Source organism: Acidimicrobiia bacterium, assembly GCA_035948415.1.
Taxonomy (GTDB): Bacteria; Actinomycetota; Acidimicrobiia; order IMCC26256; family PALSA-555; genus PALSA-555.
The window spans coordinates 1-15,126 of record DASZJD010000076.1; the positions used below are offsets into that span (position 1 = coordinate 1).

Genomic DNA, 15,126 nt, shown 5'->3' on the forward strand with positions numbered 1-15,126 from the left:
GACGAGGATCTCTCGATAGCGCTTCGTGCCCGTGTTCTTCGCCGTCTCGATCCCGCCGCGCTCGATGTAGATCACGCTGCCCGGTGCGACGTCGCCCTCCACGGTGCCCGGCGGATACGGGCCGCCGGTGTCAGGCTCGAAGATCCCGGCGATCTTGTCGCCCTCCAGCTGGATCAAGAGGTAGTCGCGGCGGTGCTCGTGGACGTCCGAGCTCTCGCCCGGGTCGAGCTCCATCTCCCACACCTTGACCCGCTCGTTCTCGAACAGGGGCTTCGTGGCGACTTCGCCGAGCTTGCGGTCCGGACTCATCGAGCCTCCTTCGTTCTCGGGCGGCCGGTCAGAGCCGGGCCGCCGCGTCGACGTATTCGTCGCCGAGCGTGCCGAGCACGGTGCGGATCCCGTCGGGATCGGCGGCGAAGGCGCTCAGCACGAGCTGGTCGACGCCCGCGTCACGGTAGGCCGCGAGGTGCGTCGGCTGCACGGGCTGGAGGTACGCGCCGACCGTGACGTCGACGTCGGCGAGGCTGCGACCCTCGTCGGCGAGGAAGCCCTCGAGGCGGCGCACCGACGCCGCCGCCGAGTCGGGCAGGTGGTTGAAGCCGTGCCAGCCGTCGCCGTGCCGTGCGACGCGTCGCAGCGCCGCATCGGTCTCGCCCCCGAAGTAGATCGGCGGGTGCGGCTGCTGGACGGGCTTCGGGTACATCCGACAGGGCGGCAGCGTGTAGTGGCGCCCCTCGTAGGAAGACACCTCGTCCTGCCAGCAGGACCGCATGACGGCCAGGTACTCGGCGTTCACCGCGGCGCGCTGCTCGAAGGGCATGTCGAGGACGGCGAACTCCTCGCGCAGCCAGCCGATGCCCACGCCGAAGTCCACCCGACCACCGGAGAGCCAGTCGGCGGTCGCGACCGACTTCGCCGTGTACACGGGGTTGCGCTGCGGCACCAGGCACACCGCGGTGCCGAGCCGGATGCGGTCGGTGACGGCAGCCAGGTACGTGAGCGTGCCGAAGAGCTCGAGCAGGCCGACGTCCGAGGGGAGCCCCAGCCGACCGTCGGCCGAGTAGGGGTAGCTCGAGGCGTAGTCGTCGAGGAACACGACGTGCTCGCCGAGCCAGATCGACGCGAACCCGCTCTGCTCGGCGGCCTCCGCGTACGCGATGAGGAACTCGGGCGTCGCCAGTGGGCTCAAGCTCGGGAGGAACAGCCCGACCCGCATGCGGCCCTCCTGTCGGCGGCGGGACGACGGCGGAGCATACGGCGTCGCGCCGTCGCCGCACCCGGGGCGCGCGCGGCGCGGCGCGTGACACCATCCGGCCCGTGAATCGGGACCTCGCGGACGAGGACCACCAGCGGCTCGCCGACCTCGCCCCCCACCGCACCGGGCCGACCGAGACCGTCAGCCGTCGAGGTGCCGGCAATCGGGGCGGAGCGGGAATGTCGCGCCACGACACGCGTGTTTTCAACCTGGGCGGCTCCGCCCGCGCTCACCCGCCCGGGTGCGGGCAGGGGCCGCTCCTCCTGCCACCCGGTTCGATCCCCGGCTCGGGCCCGGCGCCGTGACCCGGCCGCTCCGCTTCGGGGTCATCACCTCTCGCGCCGACGACGGGCCGGCCTGGCGGGCCCGGGCCCGACGCGCCGAGGACCTGGGGTACACGTCGCTCCTGATGCCCGACCACTTCCAGGACCAGTGGGCGCCCCTCGTCGGGCTCGCCGTCGCCGTCGAGGCGACCACCACGCTGCGCGTCGGCACGCTCGTGTTCGACAACGACTACCGCCACCCCGTCGTGCTGGCCAAGGAGCTGGCCACGCTCGACCGCGCCAGCGCCGGCCGACTCGAGGTCGGCCTCGGCGCGGGCTGGAAGCGCTCCGACTACGACGAGGCCGGGCTCGACTACGACCGGCCCGGCGTGCGCATCGAACGCATGGGCGAAGCCCTCGACGTCATGCGCGCGCTGTGGTCGTCGACGGATCCGGTGCACTACACCGGCGCCCACTACCGGATCGACGGCGCCGTCGGCACCCCCCCGCCCTGGCGGCCCGGCGGCCCGCCGGTCTGCATCGGCGGCGGGGGCCGGCGGATCCTGTCGCTCGCCGCCCGCGCCGCCGACATCGTGAGCTTCAACGCCACCCTGAGCGCCGGCGAGCTCGGCGGCGACACCGCGGCGTCGGCGACGCCGAGCGCCTTCGACGAGAAGGTGGGCTGGGTGCGCGACGCGGCCGGGGAGCGCCTGGCCTCCCTCGAGCTGCAGTGCCACTGCCCCTTCGTGATGCTGACCGGCGAGCGGGCCGCCGTCGCCGAACGGATGGCGTCCGCCTTCGGGCTCGAGCCCGGCGAGGCGCTCGACGTCCCGCTCGTGCTCCTCGGCACCGTCGAGGAGCTCTGCGACACGATCGAGCAGCGTCGCGCCCGGTACGGGTTCACGTACTGGGTCGTGCCCGACGACGCGATGGAGGCGCTGGCACCCGTCGTGGCCCGCCTCGCCGGCACGTAGGCGCCGGGCGGTCAGTCCCGGAAGCCGGCCAGCACGCCCTTCCAGCGGTCGGGGTCGCTCCGGTAGGGCGCGTAGAAGCTGATGCGGTCGACGACGTCGCCGAAGCGCTCGAGCATGCGAGCCGGGATGTCCTCGGGCTTGGCGACCACCGCGAAGGTCTCGAGGATGTCGTCGGTGACGAGGTCGCCCATCGCCACCCACTCGCCGCGCTTCGAGCGCGCGTTCAGCTCGCCTTGCAGGTCGCCCCAGCCGTGGAGCTCAAGGACCGGGCGGTAGGCCGGCGTCGACCCGTAGAAGGCGATCTGCTGCTTCGTGGCCGTGCGGGCGGCGTCGAACTCCTCGTCGGTGGTCCCGGTCACGACGAACAGCGGCCCGCACACCTCGAAGGCCTCGTGAGGGTGGCCCCGCTTCGCGAAGCCCCGCTCGAGCGCGGGCAGGGTCACCTCGCGCACGTACCGCTCGGTGGTGAACCCGTGGAGGATGATCCCGTCGGCGACCTCGCCCGCGACCTCGGTCATCCGCTCGCCGACGGCGGCGAGCTGGATCGTCGGGGGGCCCGACGGGTTCGGGCCCGGGTTGAAGAAGGGCGTCATGAGCGTGTGCCGGTAGAACTCGCCTCGGAAGTCGAGGGGGGCGCCGTCGTTCCAGCACGCCCAGATCGCTCGGATGGCCAAGATCAGCTCCCGCATCCGGGCCGCCGGATGCGACCACGGCATCGAGAAGCGCTTCTCGATGTGCGCCTTGATCTGGCTCCCCAGCCCGAGGCGGAACCGTCCCCGCGAGAGCGCCTGGAGGTCGTTGCTGATGCTCGCCAGGTTCATCGGGTTCCGAGCGAACGCGACCGCGATGCCGGTGCCGAGCTCGAGCCGCTCGGTGTGCTCCGCCGCGACGACGAGCGGGAGGAACGGGTCGTGGGAGGTCTCGGCGGTCAGGCCGCCGTCGTAGCCGACGTCCTCGAGCTCTCGGGCCGCCCGGGCCACCTCCTCCGGGTCGGCGCCCGGCAGGCCGCCGTCGACCTTCACGCCGGCGGAGCGTACCGGGCCGCCGCCGAACGGTCCGCGCCCCCGTCGCACCCCGGCGATACCCTCCGCCGAGGATGGCTCCGCTGCCCTACGCGCTGTCGCCGAGCTCGATCTCGGCGTTCAAGGAGTGCCCCCTCGCGTACCGGTTCGCCTACATCGACCGGCTCCCGGAGCCGCCGTCGGTGTGGACCGCGAAGGGCACCCTCGTGCACCTGGCCCTGCAGTTCCTCCTCGACCGGCCCCGGGACGACCGCACCCTCGACGCCGCCCTCGCCGACCTCGACCGGGCCCGGGTGACGCTGGCCCACGACGCCGAGTTCGCGGCGCTGGAGCTCGACGACGACGAGCGCGCCGCCTTCGACCGGGACGCCGAGGAGCTGGTGCGGCGGTACTTCCAGCTCGAGGACCCGCAGTCCGTCCATCCGATCGGCCTCGAGCTGCGCCTCGAGGCCCAGGTCGCCGGCGTGCGGATCCGAGGCGTGATCGACCGGCTCGACCTCGTCGACGGGGAGCTGGTGGTGACGGACTACAAGACCGGCTCGGTGCCGTCCGAGCTCTTCGAGTCGAAGAGCCTCGCCGGCGTCCACATGTACGCCCTGCTCTGCGAGCAGAACTTCGGGCAGCGGCCCCACCACGTCCAGCTCCTGTATCTGTCGAAGCCGGAGGCGATCATCGCCACGCCGAGCGACCAGTCCAGCACCGGGCTGAGCCGGCGCACCCTCGCGCTCTGGGCCGCGATCGAGCGCGCCTGCGCGCACGACGACTTCCGTCCCCACCCCAGTCGACTGTGCGACTTCTGCACCTTCCGGCCCTACTGCCCCGCGCACGGCGGTGACCCCGTCGACGCCGCGGTCCTGCGCGGTCCCGGGACGGTGATCGAACCGATGCTGCCGCTCGGCTGACGGTCACGGTGCCGGCCGAGGCCGCCGGTAGGCTCGAGGGCCGATGTCGTCCTACGGCGAGGCCGTGACCGCGTTCGACGAGCGGTTCGAGAAGTGGCTGGCGTCGCGGCGCTCCGAGGGCCTCGACCACGTCATGTACGGCATCTCGAGCGCGGCCGACCACGCGCTGCTGTGGCTCGCGCTCGGCTCGATCCGCGTCGCCCGTACCCGTGACGTCCGGTGGGGTGGACGGTTCCTCCTCGCCCTCGCCGGCGAGTCCGCGGTGACGAACACGGTGAAGATCGCCTTCCGCCGAGTGCGGCCTCCCGATCACTTCTCGCACGACGAGCCGCTGCCGTACCGGATGCGCCGTCCCATCACGTCGTCGTTCCCGTCCGGGCACGCGGTCACGGCGTTCACCGCGGCGGCAATTCTGTCGCGCCGCAGCCGACTCGGCCCGCTCTACTACGCGCTCGCCGCGACCGTCGCGGCCAGCCGCGTCTACACGCGCATCCACCACGCCTCCGACGGGATCGCGGGCGTCGCGCTGGGGCTCACCCTCGGGCGCGTCGCCCGACGGCTGGTACGGTGAGCGCGAGACGCCCAGGAGATCGAATGGCTCGTCAAGTCGCCGTCACGTTCGACTATCGCTGCCCGTTCGCGCGCAACGCGCACGAGGCGATCGTCGCCGCCATCCGCGCCGACGCCCTCCCCGACGTCGAGTGGCGGTTCCTGCCCTTCTCGCTCGACCAGGTCCACGTCGGCGACGACGAAGCCCCGGTCTGGGAGCGCAGCCCCGACTCGTGGGGAACCGGCGTTCTCGCGCTGCTCTACGGGATCGCGGTGCGCGACGCGTTCCCCGAGCACTTCCTCGACGCGCACCTCGGGCTGTTCGCGGCCCGGCACGACCACGGCCGCAAGCTCGGCCACGAGTCCGTGCTGCGGGACGTCGTCGCGTCGGTCGGGCTCGACCCCGACGCCGTCGCCGAGGAGGCGTGGAGCGGGCGGCCCCTCAAGACGCTGGCCGCCGAGCACACCCAGGCCGTCGACGACTGGGAGGTCTTCGGGGTGCCGACGTTCGTGGAGCACGATGACGCCGTCTTCGTCCGCTTCATGGAGCGCGGCCGAATCGACGACCTCGAGCGGATGGTGGGCCTCCTCGACTGGGCCCGCCTGAACGAGTTCAAGCGGACCCGGATACCCCGCTAGGGCCGCGCCTCACTGGAGGCCCCGCCGCGCCTCGACGAACTCCTCGAGGACATCCGACCACTCGGTGAACCCCGGGTCCCGCCATCCCGCGTGCTCACAGGACGTGACCAGGTCCTGCACGTAGAGGTGCAGGGTGGGCGCGTCCTCGGCCAGGTCGAGCAGCTCACGTCCCCGCGGGTGCGGGGGCACGTCGCCGAGAAGGTCGACGACGGCGACGCAGGCGAGCACCCGCCCGCGACAGTCGGGGCAGGCCGACACCGTGGCGGCGTCGAAGTCGTGGGCGAGCGCGAGCAGCGACGCGGCCTCGTCGCCGTCGAGGACGATCTCGTTCCCGTCCTCGTCGAGGATCGACAGCGCCTCGTCCAGAGCCACGGTCCGGACGGTACCGCCCGCGCCGCCGCGCGCCGCCCGCCGGGTTCCCTACGCTCCGGGCCGTGCACGCGGTGACGGTGGTCGACGGGGCCCTGCGGTGGCAGGAGCACCCGGATCCCGTCCCGGGCCCGGAGGAGCTGCTCGTCGAGGTGCGGGCGGCGGGGGTCAACGCCGCCGACCTCATGCAGCGCCAGGGCCTCTACCCCGCCCCGCCGGGGTGGCCGGCCGACATCCCCGGCATGGAGCTGGCCGGCACGGTGCGCGCGGCCGGGGACCGCTGCTTCCGGTTCGGACCCGGGGACCGCGTCATGGCCGTGGTCGGCGGGGGCGCGCAGGCCGAGCTGGCCGTCGTCCACGAGCGGACGGCGCTGCCCGTCCCCGACGGCGTGTCGTGGCCCGAGGCCGGCGGCTTCCCCGAGGTCTTCACCACCGCGCACGACGCCCTCTTCTCGCAGTGCGGGCTGACCGTCGGCGAGCGGCTGCTCGTGCACGGCGCCGCCGGCGGCGTCGGGGTGGCCGCGGTCCAGCTCGCGGCGCGGGCCGGGGCCCGCGTCGTGGCCAGCGTGCGAAACGAGGCCCGGCGTGTCGACGTGGCCGAGCTGGCGGCGGCGAGCGGCGCCGTCACCGTCATCGGGCCGGACGCCCACGCCCGCCACGCGCCGTACGACGTCATCCTCGAGGTGGTCGGGGCCCCGAACCTCCCCGACGACCTCGACGCGCTCGCCACGGGCGGGCGCGTCGCCGTGATCGGCGTCGGCGCCGGCGGGCACGCCGAGGTCAACCTGCTGACGCTCATGCAGCGCCGCGGCCGGATCCACGGCTCGACCCTCCGGGTCCGTCCGCTCGAGCAGAAGGCGGCGGCGGCGCAGCTCGTCGAGCGCCACGCGCTGCCGCTGCTCGCCCGCGGCGAGATCCGGGTGCCGGTGGAGGCCGCGGTCCCGCTTCCCGAGGCGACCGCCGCCTACGAGCGGTTCGAGACCGGGGGCAAGTTCGGGAAGGTCGTCCTCGTGGCGCCGTGAGGCTCAGTTCAGGATCAGCACGTTCACGTGCGGCGGCGAGTTCGCGGCGTCGGTCGTGAAGGGCCGCCGGCTGTCGAGCCCGATCAGCCACACGACGACGGAGGCGTTCGGGTCGGGCGACGGCTGCGGGAAGCTCCGCAGCAGCTCGACGATCAGGATGTGGCGCATGGCCCGGGGGAACGAGAGCCGGAGGTTGCCCTTGTAGGTCTGGACCGAGCTCGCCGGGTTGCGAACGTCGGTCTCCGACGCCGGGGTGATCATCACCTCGAGGATCGCGTGCACGCCCGTCAGCGTCTCGGCGGCGGTGGTGGGCAGCCCGGGCGCGAACGGGGGCTGCTTGTAGAACACGCTGTAGCTGGGCGGCAGGTCCGCGTTGCTGCCCTTGTCGAACGTGAAGGTGATCTTGTCGTAGCAGACCGTCGGCTGCGCGGCGGCGTCGATCAGGTACTCCGCCATGTTGACGAGCGGGACCGTCGACCGTTTCGCCTCGCCGGCGACGATGAACTGGCACCCCGGGTCGTTGCTCGCCGCCCCGGCCCGAGCCCGGTGCGGCGACGCCGACCCGCCGCCGCCCCCGAAGCAGGAGGCGGCCACCACACCCGTCGCGACGAGCACGACGACGAGACCCGAGCGCGGGCGGCCCACGGCGGCGAGCGTAGGGCGCCGGTACGATCGGGCTCATGGCAGCGAGCACCGATCACGAAGTCGTCATCGTCGAAGCCGTCCGTTCGCCGCTCGGTCGGCGCAACGGCGGTCTGGCCGGCGTCCACCCCGCCGAGCTCCTCGGCGCGGTGCAGCGGGCGGCGGTCGAACGCGCCGGTCTCGACCCCGAGCGGGTCGGCCAGGTCGTCGGCGGCTGCGTGACGCAGACCGGCGAGCAGACCTTCAACATCGCGCGCACGGCCTGGCTCAGCGCCGGCCTCCCCATCGAGGTGGCGGGGACGACCGCGGACGCGCAGTGCGGCTCGTCGCAGCAGGCCACGAACCTGGCCGCCGCGCTCGTCGCCGCCGGGGTCGTCGACGTCGCCCTCGCCTGCGGCGTCGAGTCCATGAGCCGTGTCCCGCTCGGCGCGGCGGTGTCGCAAGGCCCCGGCCGACCGCTCCCGAAGTCGTACTTCGACCGCTTCGAGTTCACGTCGCAGTTCGAGGCGGCCGAGCGGATCGCCGACAAGTGGGGCATCAGCCGCGCCGACTGCGACCGGTTCGGGCTCCAGTCCCAGCAGCGGGCGCAGGCGGCCTGGCGCGAGGGCCGCTTCGAGCGGGAGGTGCTCCCGATCGACGCCCCCGACCTCGAGGAGGGCGAGCCGACCGGCACCACCCACCGCGTCGACCGCGACGAGGGCCTGCGCGAGACCTCCCTCGAGGCGCTGGCGGCGCTGAAGCCGGTGGCCCGACCGGACGGCATCCACACCGCCGGCACGTCGTCGCAGATCACCGACGGCGCCGCCGCGGTCCTCCTGGCCTCGGCGGCGGCGGCGGCCGAGCTGGGCCTGCGGCCGCGAGCCCGCATCGTCGACCAGTGCCTGGTCGGCGTCGACCCGGTGCTCATGCTCACCGGGCCGATCGACGCCACCCACCGGCTGCTCGACCGCAACCGGCTGACGATGAGCGAGTTCGACACCGTCGAGATCAACGAGGCCTTCGCCTCGGTCGTCCTGGCCTGGGAGCAGGAGCTGCACCCGGACCCGGCGACGGTGAACCCGAACGGGGGTGCGATCGCGCTCGGGCACCCCGTCGGCGCCACCGGCGCCCGCCTCGTCACGACCGCCCTCCACGAGCTCGAGCGCACCGACGGCCGGTACGGCCTCGTGACGATGTGCTGCGGCGGGGGCCTCGGCACCGGCACGATCCTCGAGCGGCTGCCGTAGCCTCGCGTCGTGGCTCCCGTCGAGGGTGCACCGCTGACCGAGCGGCTCGGCTACCCGCCGGACGCGCGGCTGGTCATCGTGAACTGCGACGACCTCGGCTGCCTCCGCTCGGCGAACGTCGGCGTGTACGACGCCCTCCGCAACGGCCTCGGCACGAGCGCGTCCTTGATGGTGCCGTGCCCGTGGGCGCGTGACGCCGCCGCGCAGTACCGGGGCGAGGACGTCGGGGTCCACCTGACCCTGAACGCCGAGTTCGAGACCTACCGGTGGGCGCCGATCACCTACTGCCCGAGCCTCCTCGACGGCGACGGGGGCTTCCCCCGCACGGTGGAGGACACGTGGGACCACGCCGACCTCGACGAGGTCCGCCGCGAGCTCCAGGCCCAGATCGAGCGGGCGATCCTGTGGGGCTTCGACGTGAGCCACCTCGACAGCCACATGGGGACCCTGCAGCTGCGGGCCGACTTCTTCGGCGTGTACCTCGAGCTCGCGATCGACTTCGAGCTGCCCCTCCGGATGGGCCCGAAGGGCGGCCACCGGGTGGTGGGCTTCCCGTACCGCGACCTCGCCACCGCCGAGGGGATCGTGTACCCCGACCACTTCGTCTTCTACCAGGGTGTCGGCGCGCGGAAGCACGTCGAGCGGGCCCTCTTCGACCTGCGGCCCGGCGTCACCGAGGTGTACCTGCACCCGGCGGTCGACGCCGACGAGCTGCGGGCCTCGTACCCCGACTGGGCCGGGCGGGTCGAGGACCACGCCTTCCTCTGCGCGGACCCGTCCCTCCCCGACCTCGTCGACCGGGCCGGCGCGACCCTGATCGGCTACCGCGAGCTGCGCGAGCTCCAGCGCGCCGCCTGACGCCGCGGCTCAGTAGGTCGTGATGGCGCGGATCTTGTCCTGCAGGGCGCGGTACTCGGGTGACATGGTCAGCGGCATGAGCTGCATGAGCTTGCCCATGTTGCCGGTGACCTTGGTCTTGCCCTGCATGAACGCGGCGTTGGCGTCCAGCTCCCCCTTCTGGATCGCCACCGAGTCGGGGTAGGTCGTCGTGAGCGTCACCTCGGCGTCGGGCAGCTCGCCGAGCGCGGCCTCCGCCAGCAGGCCGTTCTCGAGCACCCAGTAGTACTTGATCTCGCCGTCGGGAGCCCCGGTCACGACGAACTGCATCGTGGCGCTGGCGCCCGGCCGCTCGGGCTGGTCCTGAGCGAGCGCCCGCGCCTCTTCCAACCACTCCTGGGTGAGGTACTTCGGCACCGGTCCCCCTCTCGCGCTCAGCGGCGACGGAGTGTATCGACGGGCTCGGCGGCCCGCTCGGCTCGCACGCCCGCGAACAGGTCGTCCTCGGTGTCGCCGGCCGCGGGCTGGCCGACCGACGATCGGGCCAGCGCGTACTCGTCCCAGGGGAACACGTTGCGGATCACCTCGTCGGGCAGGCGCATCCAGAAGCCGTCCGGGTCCACCTGGGTCCGGTGCGCGAGGAGGGCCTCCCGCCGGCGGTGCAGCCAGGGCCCCACGTCGACGAACGTGGTGAAGCGTCGCTCCCCGCCCTCGGGGAAGTCCCGCTCGAACCACCGCTGGAACGGGCTCTCCTCGCCGCGCTCGAGGTAGGCGGCGTGGAGCGCCTCGACGCGGCGGCGCGAGAAGCCCGTGTAGTACAGCTTCGACGGCTGCCACGGCGGTCCCGCGTCGGGGAAGCGGTCGGCCTGACCGGCGGCCTCGAACGCGGGCAGCGAGATCTCGTGGACCCGGATGTGATCCGGATGCGGGTAGAACTCGCGGTCGTCGGCGTAGGTGATGATCACCTGGGGCCGCTCGGCGCGGATGATCGCGACCAGGCGGCCCACCGCCTCGTCGAGCGGCGCGTTGGCGAAGTTGTCGGCGCGTCGGTTCGTGTCCGTGTCCGGCATCCCGGAGTCGTGGTAGCCGAGCAGGTGGAGGACGTCGTACCCGATGGCGGCGACGCTGGCCTCGAGCTCCTCGATGCGAACCTCGGGCAGGCGGGCCCGAACCTCGGGCGTGTCGACAGAGGGGTTCAGGATGTCGCCGGCCTCGCCGCCGGTGCAGCACACCAGCGCGCACCACACGCCTTCGTCGTGGTAGCGCGCGACGGTCGCGGCGCCCTTCGACGCCTCGTCGTCGGGGTGCGCGTGCACACTGAGGAGCGCGAGCCGATCACCGTTGCGATCCGTGGGGGTCATCGAGCACGACGGTACCGCCCCCGCGGGTGGTCCGGCGCAACCGATCGGTAGTGTGCCGCCCGTGCCACGAGGCCCCGCGCTCGCGATGGGCGCGGTCCTGGCCACGATGGCGCTGCTGGTGCCGGCCGCGGGCGCCGTCGCGCCGCCCGGAGGCGGGACGCTCGCCTGGCGCAAGTGCGGCGGCGGCAACCAGTGCGCCACCCTGTCGGTGCCGGTCGACTGGACCCAGCCCGCCGGCGCGCCGGTGACGCTCGCAGTCGCCCGACACCCGGCCTCCGACCACGCGCACCGGCTCGGCACGCTGGTGATCAACTACGGCGGCCCGGGCGACCCCGGCGCCGAATCGCTCCGCAACGGCGGCCTGCTCGGCATCCCCGCGGTGATCCGGGCCCGGTACGACCTCGTGAGCTTCGATCCGCGCGGGACCGGCTCCTCCCGACCGATCGCCTGCGTCGACGACCCCACCTACGACCAGGTGCTCGCCCAGGACCCGACCCCTGACACGCCGGAGCAGTTCCAGAGCTTCTACGCCGGCACGAACGGGCCCGTCGACCTGGTGCAGGCCTGCGTCAGCCGCCAGGGCCAGTGGCTGGCAGACGTCGGGACGCGCAGCACGGCCCGCGACCTCGAGGCGCTCCGGGGGGCGCTCGGCGAGCCGAAGCTGAACTTCCTCGGCTACTCGTACGGCACCGTCCTCGGCGCGGTGTACGCGCAGCTGTACCCGGCGCGCGTCGGCGCCCTGGTCCTCGACGGGGCCGTCAACCTCTCCAGCTCGCCGGCCGGCGAGCTGCACGACAACGCGGTCGGCTTCGAGCAGGCCCTCGACGCGTTCCTCGCCGACTGCGCGGCGCGAACCTCGTGCCCGTTCCACCACCGCGGCGATCCACGCGCCGCGCTCGCGACGCTCCAGCAGCGCTTCGAGAGCGGGCTCCAGCTGCCGGTCGCCGACGGGCGGAAGGCGGGGGCGACGCTCTTCTACCTGGCGCTGGCCGGCGCGCTCTACGACCGGGCGACGGGCTGGCCGTTCCTCGCCCACGCCCTCGACCAGGCCGAGCGGGGCGTCGGCGACGGGCTCGCCGAGCTGTCCGACCCGCTGACCGGCCGGGGACCCGACGGCCACTACAACAACCTCCAGGAGGCGCTGAACGCCATCCGTTGCGACGACCGCCGCGACTCGCTGCTCTCCTTCGACGACTACCGCGCCACCTACGCGCAGTACTCGCAGGAGTTCCCGATCTTCGGCGGGTTCCTCGCCGCGTCGCCGCTCGGGTGCGACCCCCGGCTGCCGGCCCCGCCGGCGTCCGAGCAGGTCGGCGACGTCCGGGTGACCGACGCCCCGCCGATCCTCATCGTCGGGACGACCGGCGACCCGGCGACGCCGTACGCCGGGGCCGTCGACCTCCAGCAGCGTCTGCGCGGCTCCCGCCTGCTCACGCTGGTCAGCACCGAGCACGCCGGCTACGGGAAGGGGATCACCTGCATCGACGACTCCGTCGACGCCTTTCTCCTCCGCCACACGCTGCCGCCGGTGGGCCGCCGCTGCCGGCCCTGAGCCTCAGCCCGTGGGCGCCCGCGCCGGCTCCGGCGCGGCGCCGAGGCGGTACACGTCGATGCGGCCGATGCCGCGCACGCGACGTCGAGGCAGCCGCCGCAGCGTGAACCGCTCGTCACCGGCCAGCGCGGCGGCGACGTCGCTCGACGCCAGCACCGTCCCCGGGTAGGCGAGCTCGGTGAGCCGGCTGGCCAGGTTCACGACCGGCCCGAAGTAGTCGCCTTCCCGCGACAGCACGGTCCCGGACGCGATCCCGGCTCGAGCGTCGGGCAAGACCTCGTCGCTCGTCGACTCGGCGCTGAGGCTGAGCGCGATCACGGCCGCGGTCTGGGGGCGGTCGGCGATGAACATGACCTCGTCGCCGATCGTCTTCACCAGCCGCCCCCCGTGGGCGACGACGGTGTCGTGGGCGATCCCGGCGAAGCGCTCGACGAGGTCGGAGAGCTCGCGGTCGTCGAGGTCCTCGGCCAGCGCGGTGTAGCCGACCAGGTCGAGGAACCCGACGGTCACCTCGACCGTCCCGGGCGTGCCGGGCTCGCTGCCGGCCAGCTTGCGCCAGAGCGCGGCGCGCAGCTGCAGGCGGTGCGCGTGGTCGACGAGGCGGCTGATGTCGTCGAAGTCGAGGTTCGTCGCCACCGCGGCGGCCAGCTCCTCGTCGGAGAGCCCGGCGCGACGGGCGTCGTCCACCGACAGGGCCACGTCGTCGCTCTCGGCGTCGGCGATGCGGGCGAGGGCGGAGCTGAGCACCCGCGCTTGGGGGAGCGCCCGCTCCAGGGTCCAGTCGTAGACCCACGGCCGGTGAAGCCGCTCGACGAAGCCCCGGAGCGCCTCGACGTCCCGGTCGGTGAACGCGGGGAGGTCGTCGGGCAGGTCGGGGAACCCGAGCGCCCGCCACAGCGCACGCGCCGTGACGAGGTCGGTGCCGGCCGCGGCCGCCACCGCCGCCAGCGTGTACTTGCGCTCGCCGGGCATGACCGCCCGGTCGAAGACCAGCAGGGTGAGGTAGCCGTTGCGGACCGCCTGCTCGATCTCGGTCGGGCTGGCGCCGCGCCGGCGCAGGTACCGGGCGAGCGACCGGTCCACGGGTCCGCCCGTCAGGCCGAGCGGGGGACGTCCTTCCAGGCCAGGTCCCGGGAGTTGTCCGGCTCCTTCGGCAGGCCGAGCACCCGCTCGCCGAGGATGTTGCGCATGACGTTCGACGTGCCGCCCTCGATGGTGTTGGCCTGGGCGCGCAGGAACCCGCGCGCGATCGACGGTCGGTCGTCGCCCATCCCGCCGAGATAGGCGAGCGGCCCTTCGGCCTTCGCGACGCCGGTCGGCTCCCAGGCCGCGCCGCCCGCGCCCTCCATGTCCACCGCCAGCTTCTGGAGCCGCTGGTTGAACTCGGCCTGCATGAGCTTGGTGATCGAGCCCTCGGGCCCGGCCTCGCTGCCGCTCTTGCGCTTGTCGCCGGCCCGCTGGTTGTTCAGCCGGATCAGGCGACCGTCGATGTAGGCCTGCGCCAGCCGCTGCCGCAGCAGCGGGTCGCGGACCGGCCGGTGGCGGTCCATAAGCGTCCGGATCGGGCTGCCGCCGACGGCGTCGCCGGCGAGCGACCCGGCCCCCGAGAGCGACACCCGCTCGTTCATGAGCGTCGTGATCGCGACCCGCCAGCCCTCCCCCGCCGGCCCCACCCGCATCGCGTCCGGGATCCGCACGTTCTCGAGGAACACCTCGTTGAACTCGGCGTCGCCGGTGATCTGCACAAGGGGGCGGATCTCGACGCCCGGCAGCCGCATGTCGAGGACGAAGTAGCTGAGCCCCTTGTGCTTCGGCACGTCGGGGTTGGTGCGGGCCAGCAGCATCCCGTACCTGGCCAGGTGCGCGAGCGTGGTCCAGACCTTCTGGCCGGTGACGATCCACTCGTCGCCGTCACGGACGGCCCGGGTCGACAGGCCGGCCACGTCGGACCCCGCGCCGGGCTCGCTGAACAGCTGGCACCAGATCTCCTCGTTCGTGGCCAGGCCCCGGAGGAGCTGGTGCTTCTGGTCCTCGGTGCCCCACGTGATGACCGTCGGCCCGCCCATGCCGATCCCGATGATGTTGAAGGGCCGCGGCACCCGGTACGTGCTCAGCACCTCGTTCACGTGCTTGGCCTGCATCGGGGTGAGCGACAGCCCGGCCCCGTACTCGGCCGGCCACGTGGGCGTGGCGTAGCCCGCCTCCCCGAGGCGGCGGCACCAGTCGCGGTAGTCGAGCGACCGCCGCAACGCCGCGTACCGCTCCTCGTCGCCGGCGTCGATGGCGTCCATCCAGCCCGCCGGCAGCTGCTCCCGCAAGAACTCGAGCGTCTGCTCTCGAAGCTGGGCGTCGGCGAGCTGGGACGTGTCGACGGCCATGGCTCCCCCTGTGCTTGGCACCGACCCGGATCGTAGCGGTCGTCGGTTGACGCCTCCCACGGCGCGGCCTCCATCCGCCGTCGATCCGTCGCGACCAGACCACGGATATCCTCGACGTCGCGCTCGGCCCGCCGC

General features: G+C 73.4%; 17 protein-coding genes. 8 read left to right on the top strand and 9 right to left on the bottom strand.

Annotated elements, in window-relative coordinates:
• Both VG869_10570 and VG869_10575 read right to left on the bottom strand, forming a co-directional pair.
• The coding region (locus VG869_10570; protein ID HEV3451640.1) for a hypothetical protein at nucleotides 1-309 on the bottom strand (309 nt) is incomplete at its 3' end.
• Nucleotides 310-337: 28 nt separating this feature from the next.
• The gene (locus tag VG869_10575) at nucleotides 338-1,216 is read right to left on the bottom strand and encodes an LLM class F420-dependent oxidoreductase (GenBank protein ID HEV3451641.1); all 879 of its coding nucleotides are present in this window, start codon (nucleotides 1,214-1,216) and stop codon (nucleotides 338-340) included.
• Nucleotides 1,217-1,556: 340 nt separating this feature from the next.
• Here VG869_10575 and VG869_10580 point away from each other — a divergent pair, with 340 nt between their 5' ends.
• Nucleotides 1,557-2,492 (top strand): TIGR03621 family F420-dependent LLM class oxidoreductase, encoded by a 936-nt coding sequence (locus VG869_10580; GenBank protein HEV3451642.1) that lies wholly within the window; start codon nucleotides 1,557-1,559, stop codon nucleotides 2,490-2,492.
• A gap of 11 nt (nucleotides 2,493-2,503) precedes the next feature.
• Here VG869_10580 and VG869_10585 read toward each other — a convergent pair whose 3' ends face one another.
• Nucleotides 2,504-3,514 carry an LLM class F420-dependent oxidoreductase gene (locus VG869_10585; protein HEV3451643.1) on the bottom strand — a complete coding sequence of 337 codons (1,011 nt, stop codon included), beginning with the start codon at nucleotides 3,512-3,514 and terminating at the stop codon, nucleotides 2,504-2,506.
• Between the two features lie 74 nt (nucleotides 3,515-3,588).
• On the opposite strand from VG869_10585, the gene VG869_10590 reads away from it, so the two are divergent.
• Genes VG869_10590 through VG869_10600 form a run of 3 tightly spaced genes read left to right on the top strand, consistent with a single transcriptional unit; the run spans nucleotide 3,589 to nucleotide 5,604 of the window.
• Nucleotides 3,589-4,416 (top strand): PD-(D/E)XK nuclease family protein, encoded by an 828-nt coding sequence (locus tag VG869_10590; protein HEV3451644.1) that lies wholly within the window; start codon nucleotides 3,589-3,591, stop codon nucleotides 4,414-4,416.
• Nucleotides 4,417-4,459: 43 nt separating this feature from the next.
• On the top strand, nucleotides 4,460-4,987 hold the full coding sequence (locus VG869_10595; GenBank protein HEV3451645.1) for a phosphatase PAP2 family protein: 528 nt from the start codon (nucleotides 4,460-4,462) through the stop codon (nucleotides 4,985-4,987).
• A gap of 23 nt (nucleotides 4,988-5,010) precedes the next feature.
• A complete protein-coding gene (locus tag VG869_10600) occupies nucleotides 5,011-5,604 on the top strand; it encodes a DsbA family protein (protein HEV3451646.1) in 594 nt (197 codons plus the stop codon).
• A 9-nt stretch (nucleotides 5,605-5,613) separates the two neighbouring features.
• Here VG869_10600 and VG869_10605 read toward each other — a convergent pair whose 3' ends face one another.
• The gene (locus tag VG869_10605; GenBank protein ID HEV3451647.1) at nucleotides 5,614-5,976 is read right to left on the bottom strand and encodes a hypothetical protein; all 363 of its coding nucleotides are present in this window, start codon (nucleotides 5,974-5,976) and stop codon (nucleotides 5,614-5,616) included.
• A 62-nt stretch (nucleotides 5,977-6,038) separates the two neighbouring features.
• Between VG869_10605 and VG869_10610 the strand changes: the two genes are divergently transcribed.
• Nucleotides 6,039-6,995 (top strand): zinc-binding dehydrogenase, encoded by a 957-nt coding sequence (locus VG869_10610; GenBank protein ID HEV3451648.1) that lies wholly within the window; start codon nucleotides 6,039-6,041, stop codon nucleotides 6,993-6,995.
• Nucleotides 6,996-6,998: 3 nt separating this feature from the next.
• Here the strand turns inward: VG869_10610 and VG869_10615 are convergent, their stop codons facing one another.
• The gene (locus tag VG869_10615) at nucleotides 6,999-7,640 is read right to left on the bottom strand and encodes a hypothetical protein (protein HEV3451649.1); all 642 of its coding nucleotides are present in this window, start codon (nucleotides 7,638-7,640) and stop codon (nucleotides 6,999-7,001) included.
• Between the two features lie 35 nt (nucleotides 7,641-7,675).
• Here VG869_10615 and VG869_10620 point away from each other — a divergent pair, with 35 nt between their 5' ends.
• Nucleotides 7,676-8,863, top strand: a complete 1,188-nt coding sequence (locus VG869_10620; GenBank protein HEV3451650.1) for a steroid 3-ketoacyl-CoA thiolase — start codon at nucleotides 7,676-7,678, stop codon at nucleotides 8,861-8,863.
• A gap of 9 nt (nucleotides 8,864-8,872) precedes the next feature.
• Nucleotides 8,873-9,721 carry a polysaccharide deacetylase family protein gene (locus VG869_10625; protein ID HEV3451651.1) on the top strand — a complete coding sequence of 283 codons (849 nt, stop codon included), beginning with the start codon at nucleotides 8,873-8,875 and terminating at the stop codon, nucleotides 9,719-9,721.
• Nucleotides 9,722-9,730: 9 nt separating this feature from the next.
• Here the strand turns inward: VG869_10625 and VG869_10630 are convergent, their stop codons facing one another.
• Entirely contained in the window at nucleotides 9,731-10,117 is a 387-nt protein-coding gene (locus VG869_10630) for an SCP2 sterol-binding domain-containing protein (protein HEV3451652.1), read from the bottom strand.
• A 17-nt stretch (nucleotides 10,118-10,134) separates the two neighbouring features.
• Complete coding sequence (gene mca / locus VG869_10635) at nucleotides 10,135-11,061, bottom strand: mycothiol conjugate amidase Mca (GenBank protein HEV3451653.1); 927 nt, start codon at nucleotides 11,059-11,061, stop codon at nucleotides 10,135-10,137.
• 61 nt (nucleotides 11,062-11,122) lie between these two features.
• Between mca and VG869_10640 the strand changes: the two genes are divergently transcribed.
• The gene (locus tag VG869_10640) at nucleotides 11,123-12,613 is read left to right on the top strand and encodes an alpha/beta hydrolase (GenBank protein ID HEV3451654.1); all 1,491 of its coding nucleotides are present in this window, start codon (nucleotides 11,123-11,125) and stop codon (nucleotides 12,611-12,613) included.
• 3 nt (nucleotides 12,614-12,616) lie between these two features.
• On the opposite strand, the gene VG869_10645 is transcribed toward VG869_10640, so the two are convergent.
• Nucleotides 12,617-13,696 (bottom strand): adenylate/guanylate cyclase domain-containing protein, encoded by a 1,080-nt coding sequence (locus tag VG869_10645; protein ID HEV3451655.1) that lies wholly within the window; start codon nucleotides 13,694-13,696, stop codon nucleotides 12,617-12,619.
• A gap of 11 nt (nucleotides 13,697-13,707) precedes the next feature.
• Complete coding sequence (locus VG869_10650) at nucleotides 13,708-15,012, bottom strand: acyl-CoA dehydrogenase family protein (protein ID HEV3451656.1); 1,305 nt, start codon at nucleotides 15,010-15,012, stop codon at nucleotides 13,708-13,710.
• Nucleotides 15,013-15,126 lie beyond the last annotated feature (114 nt).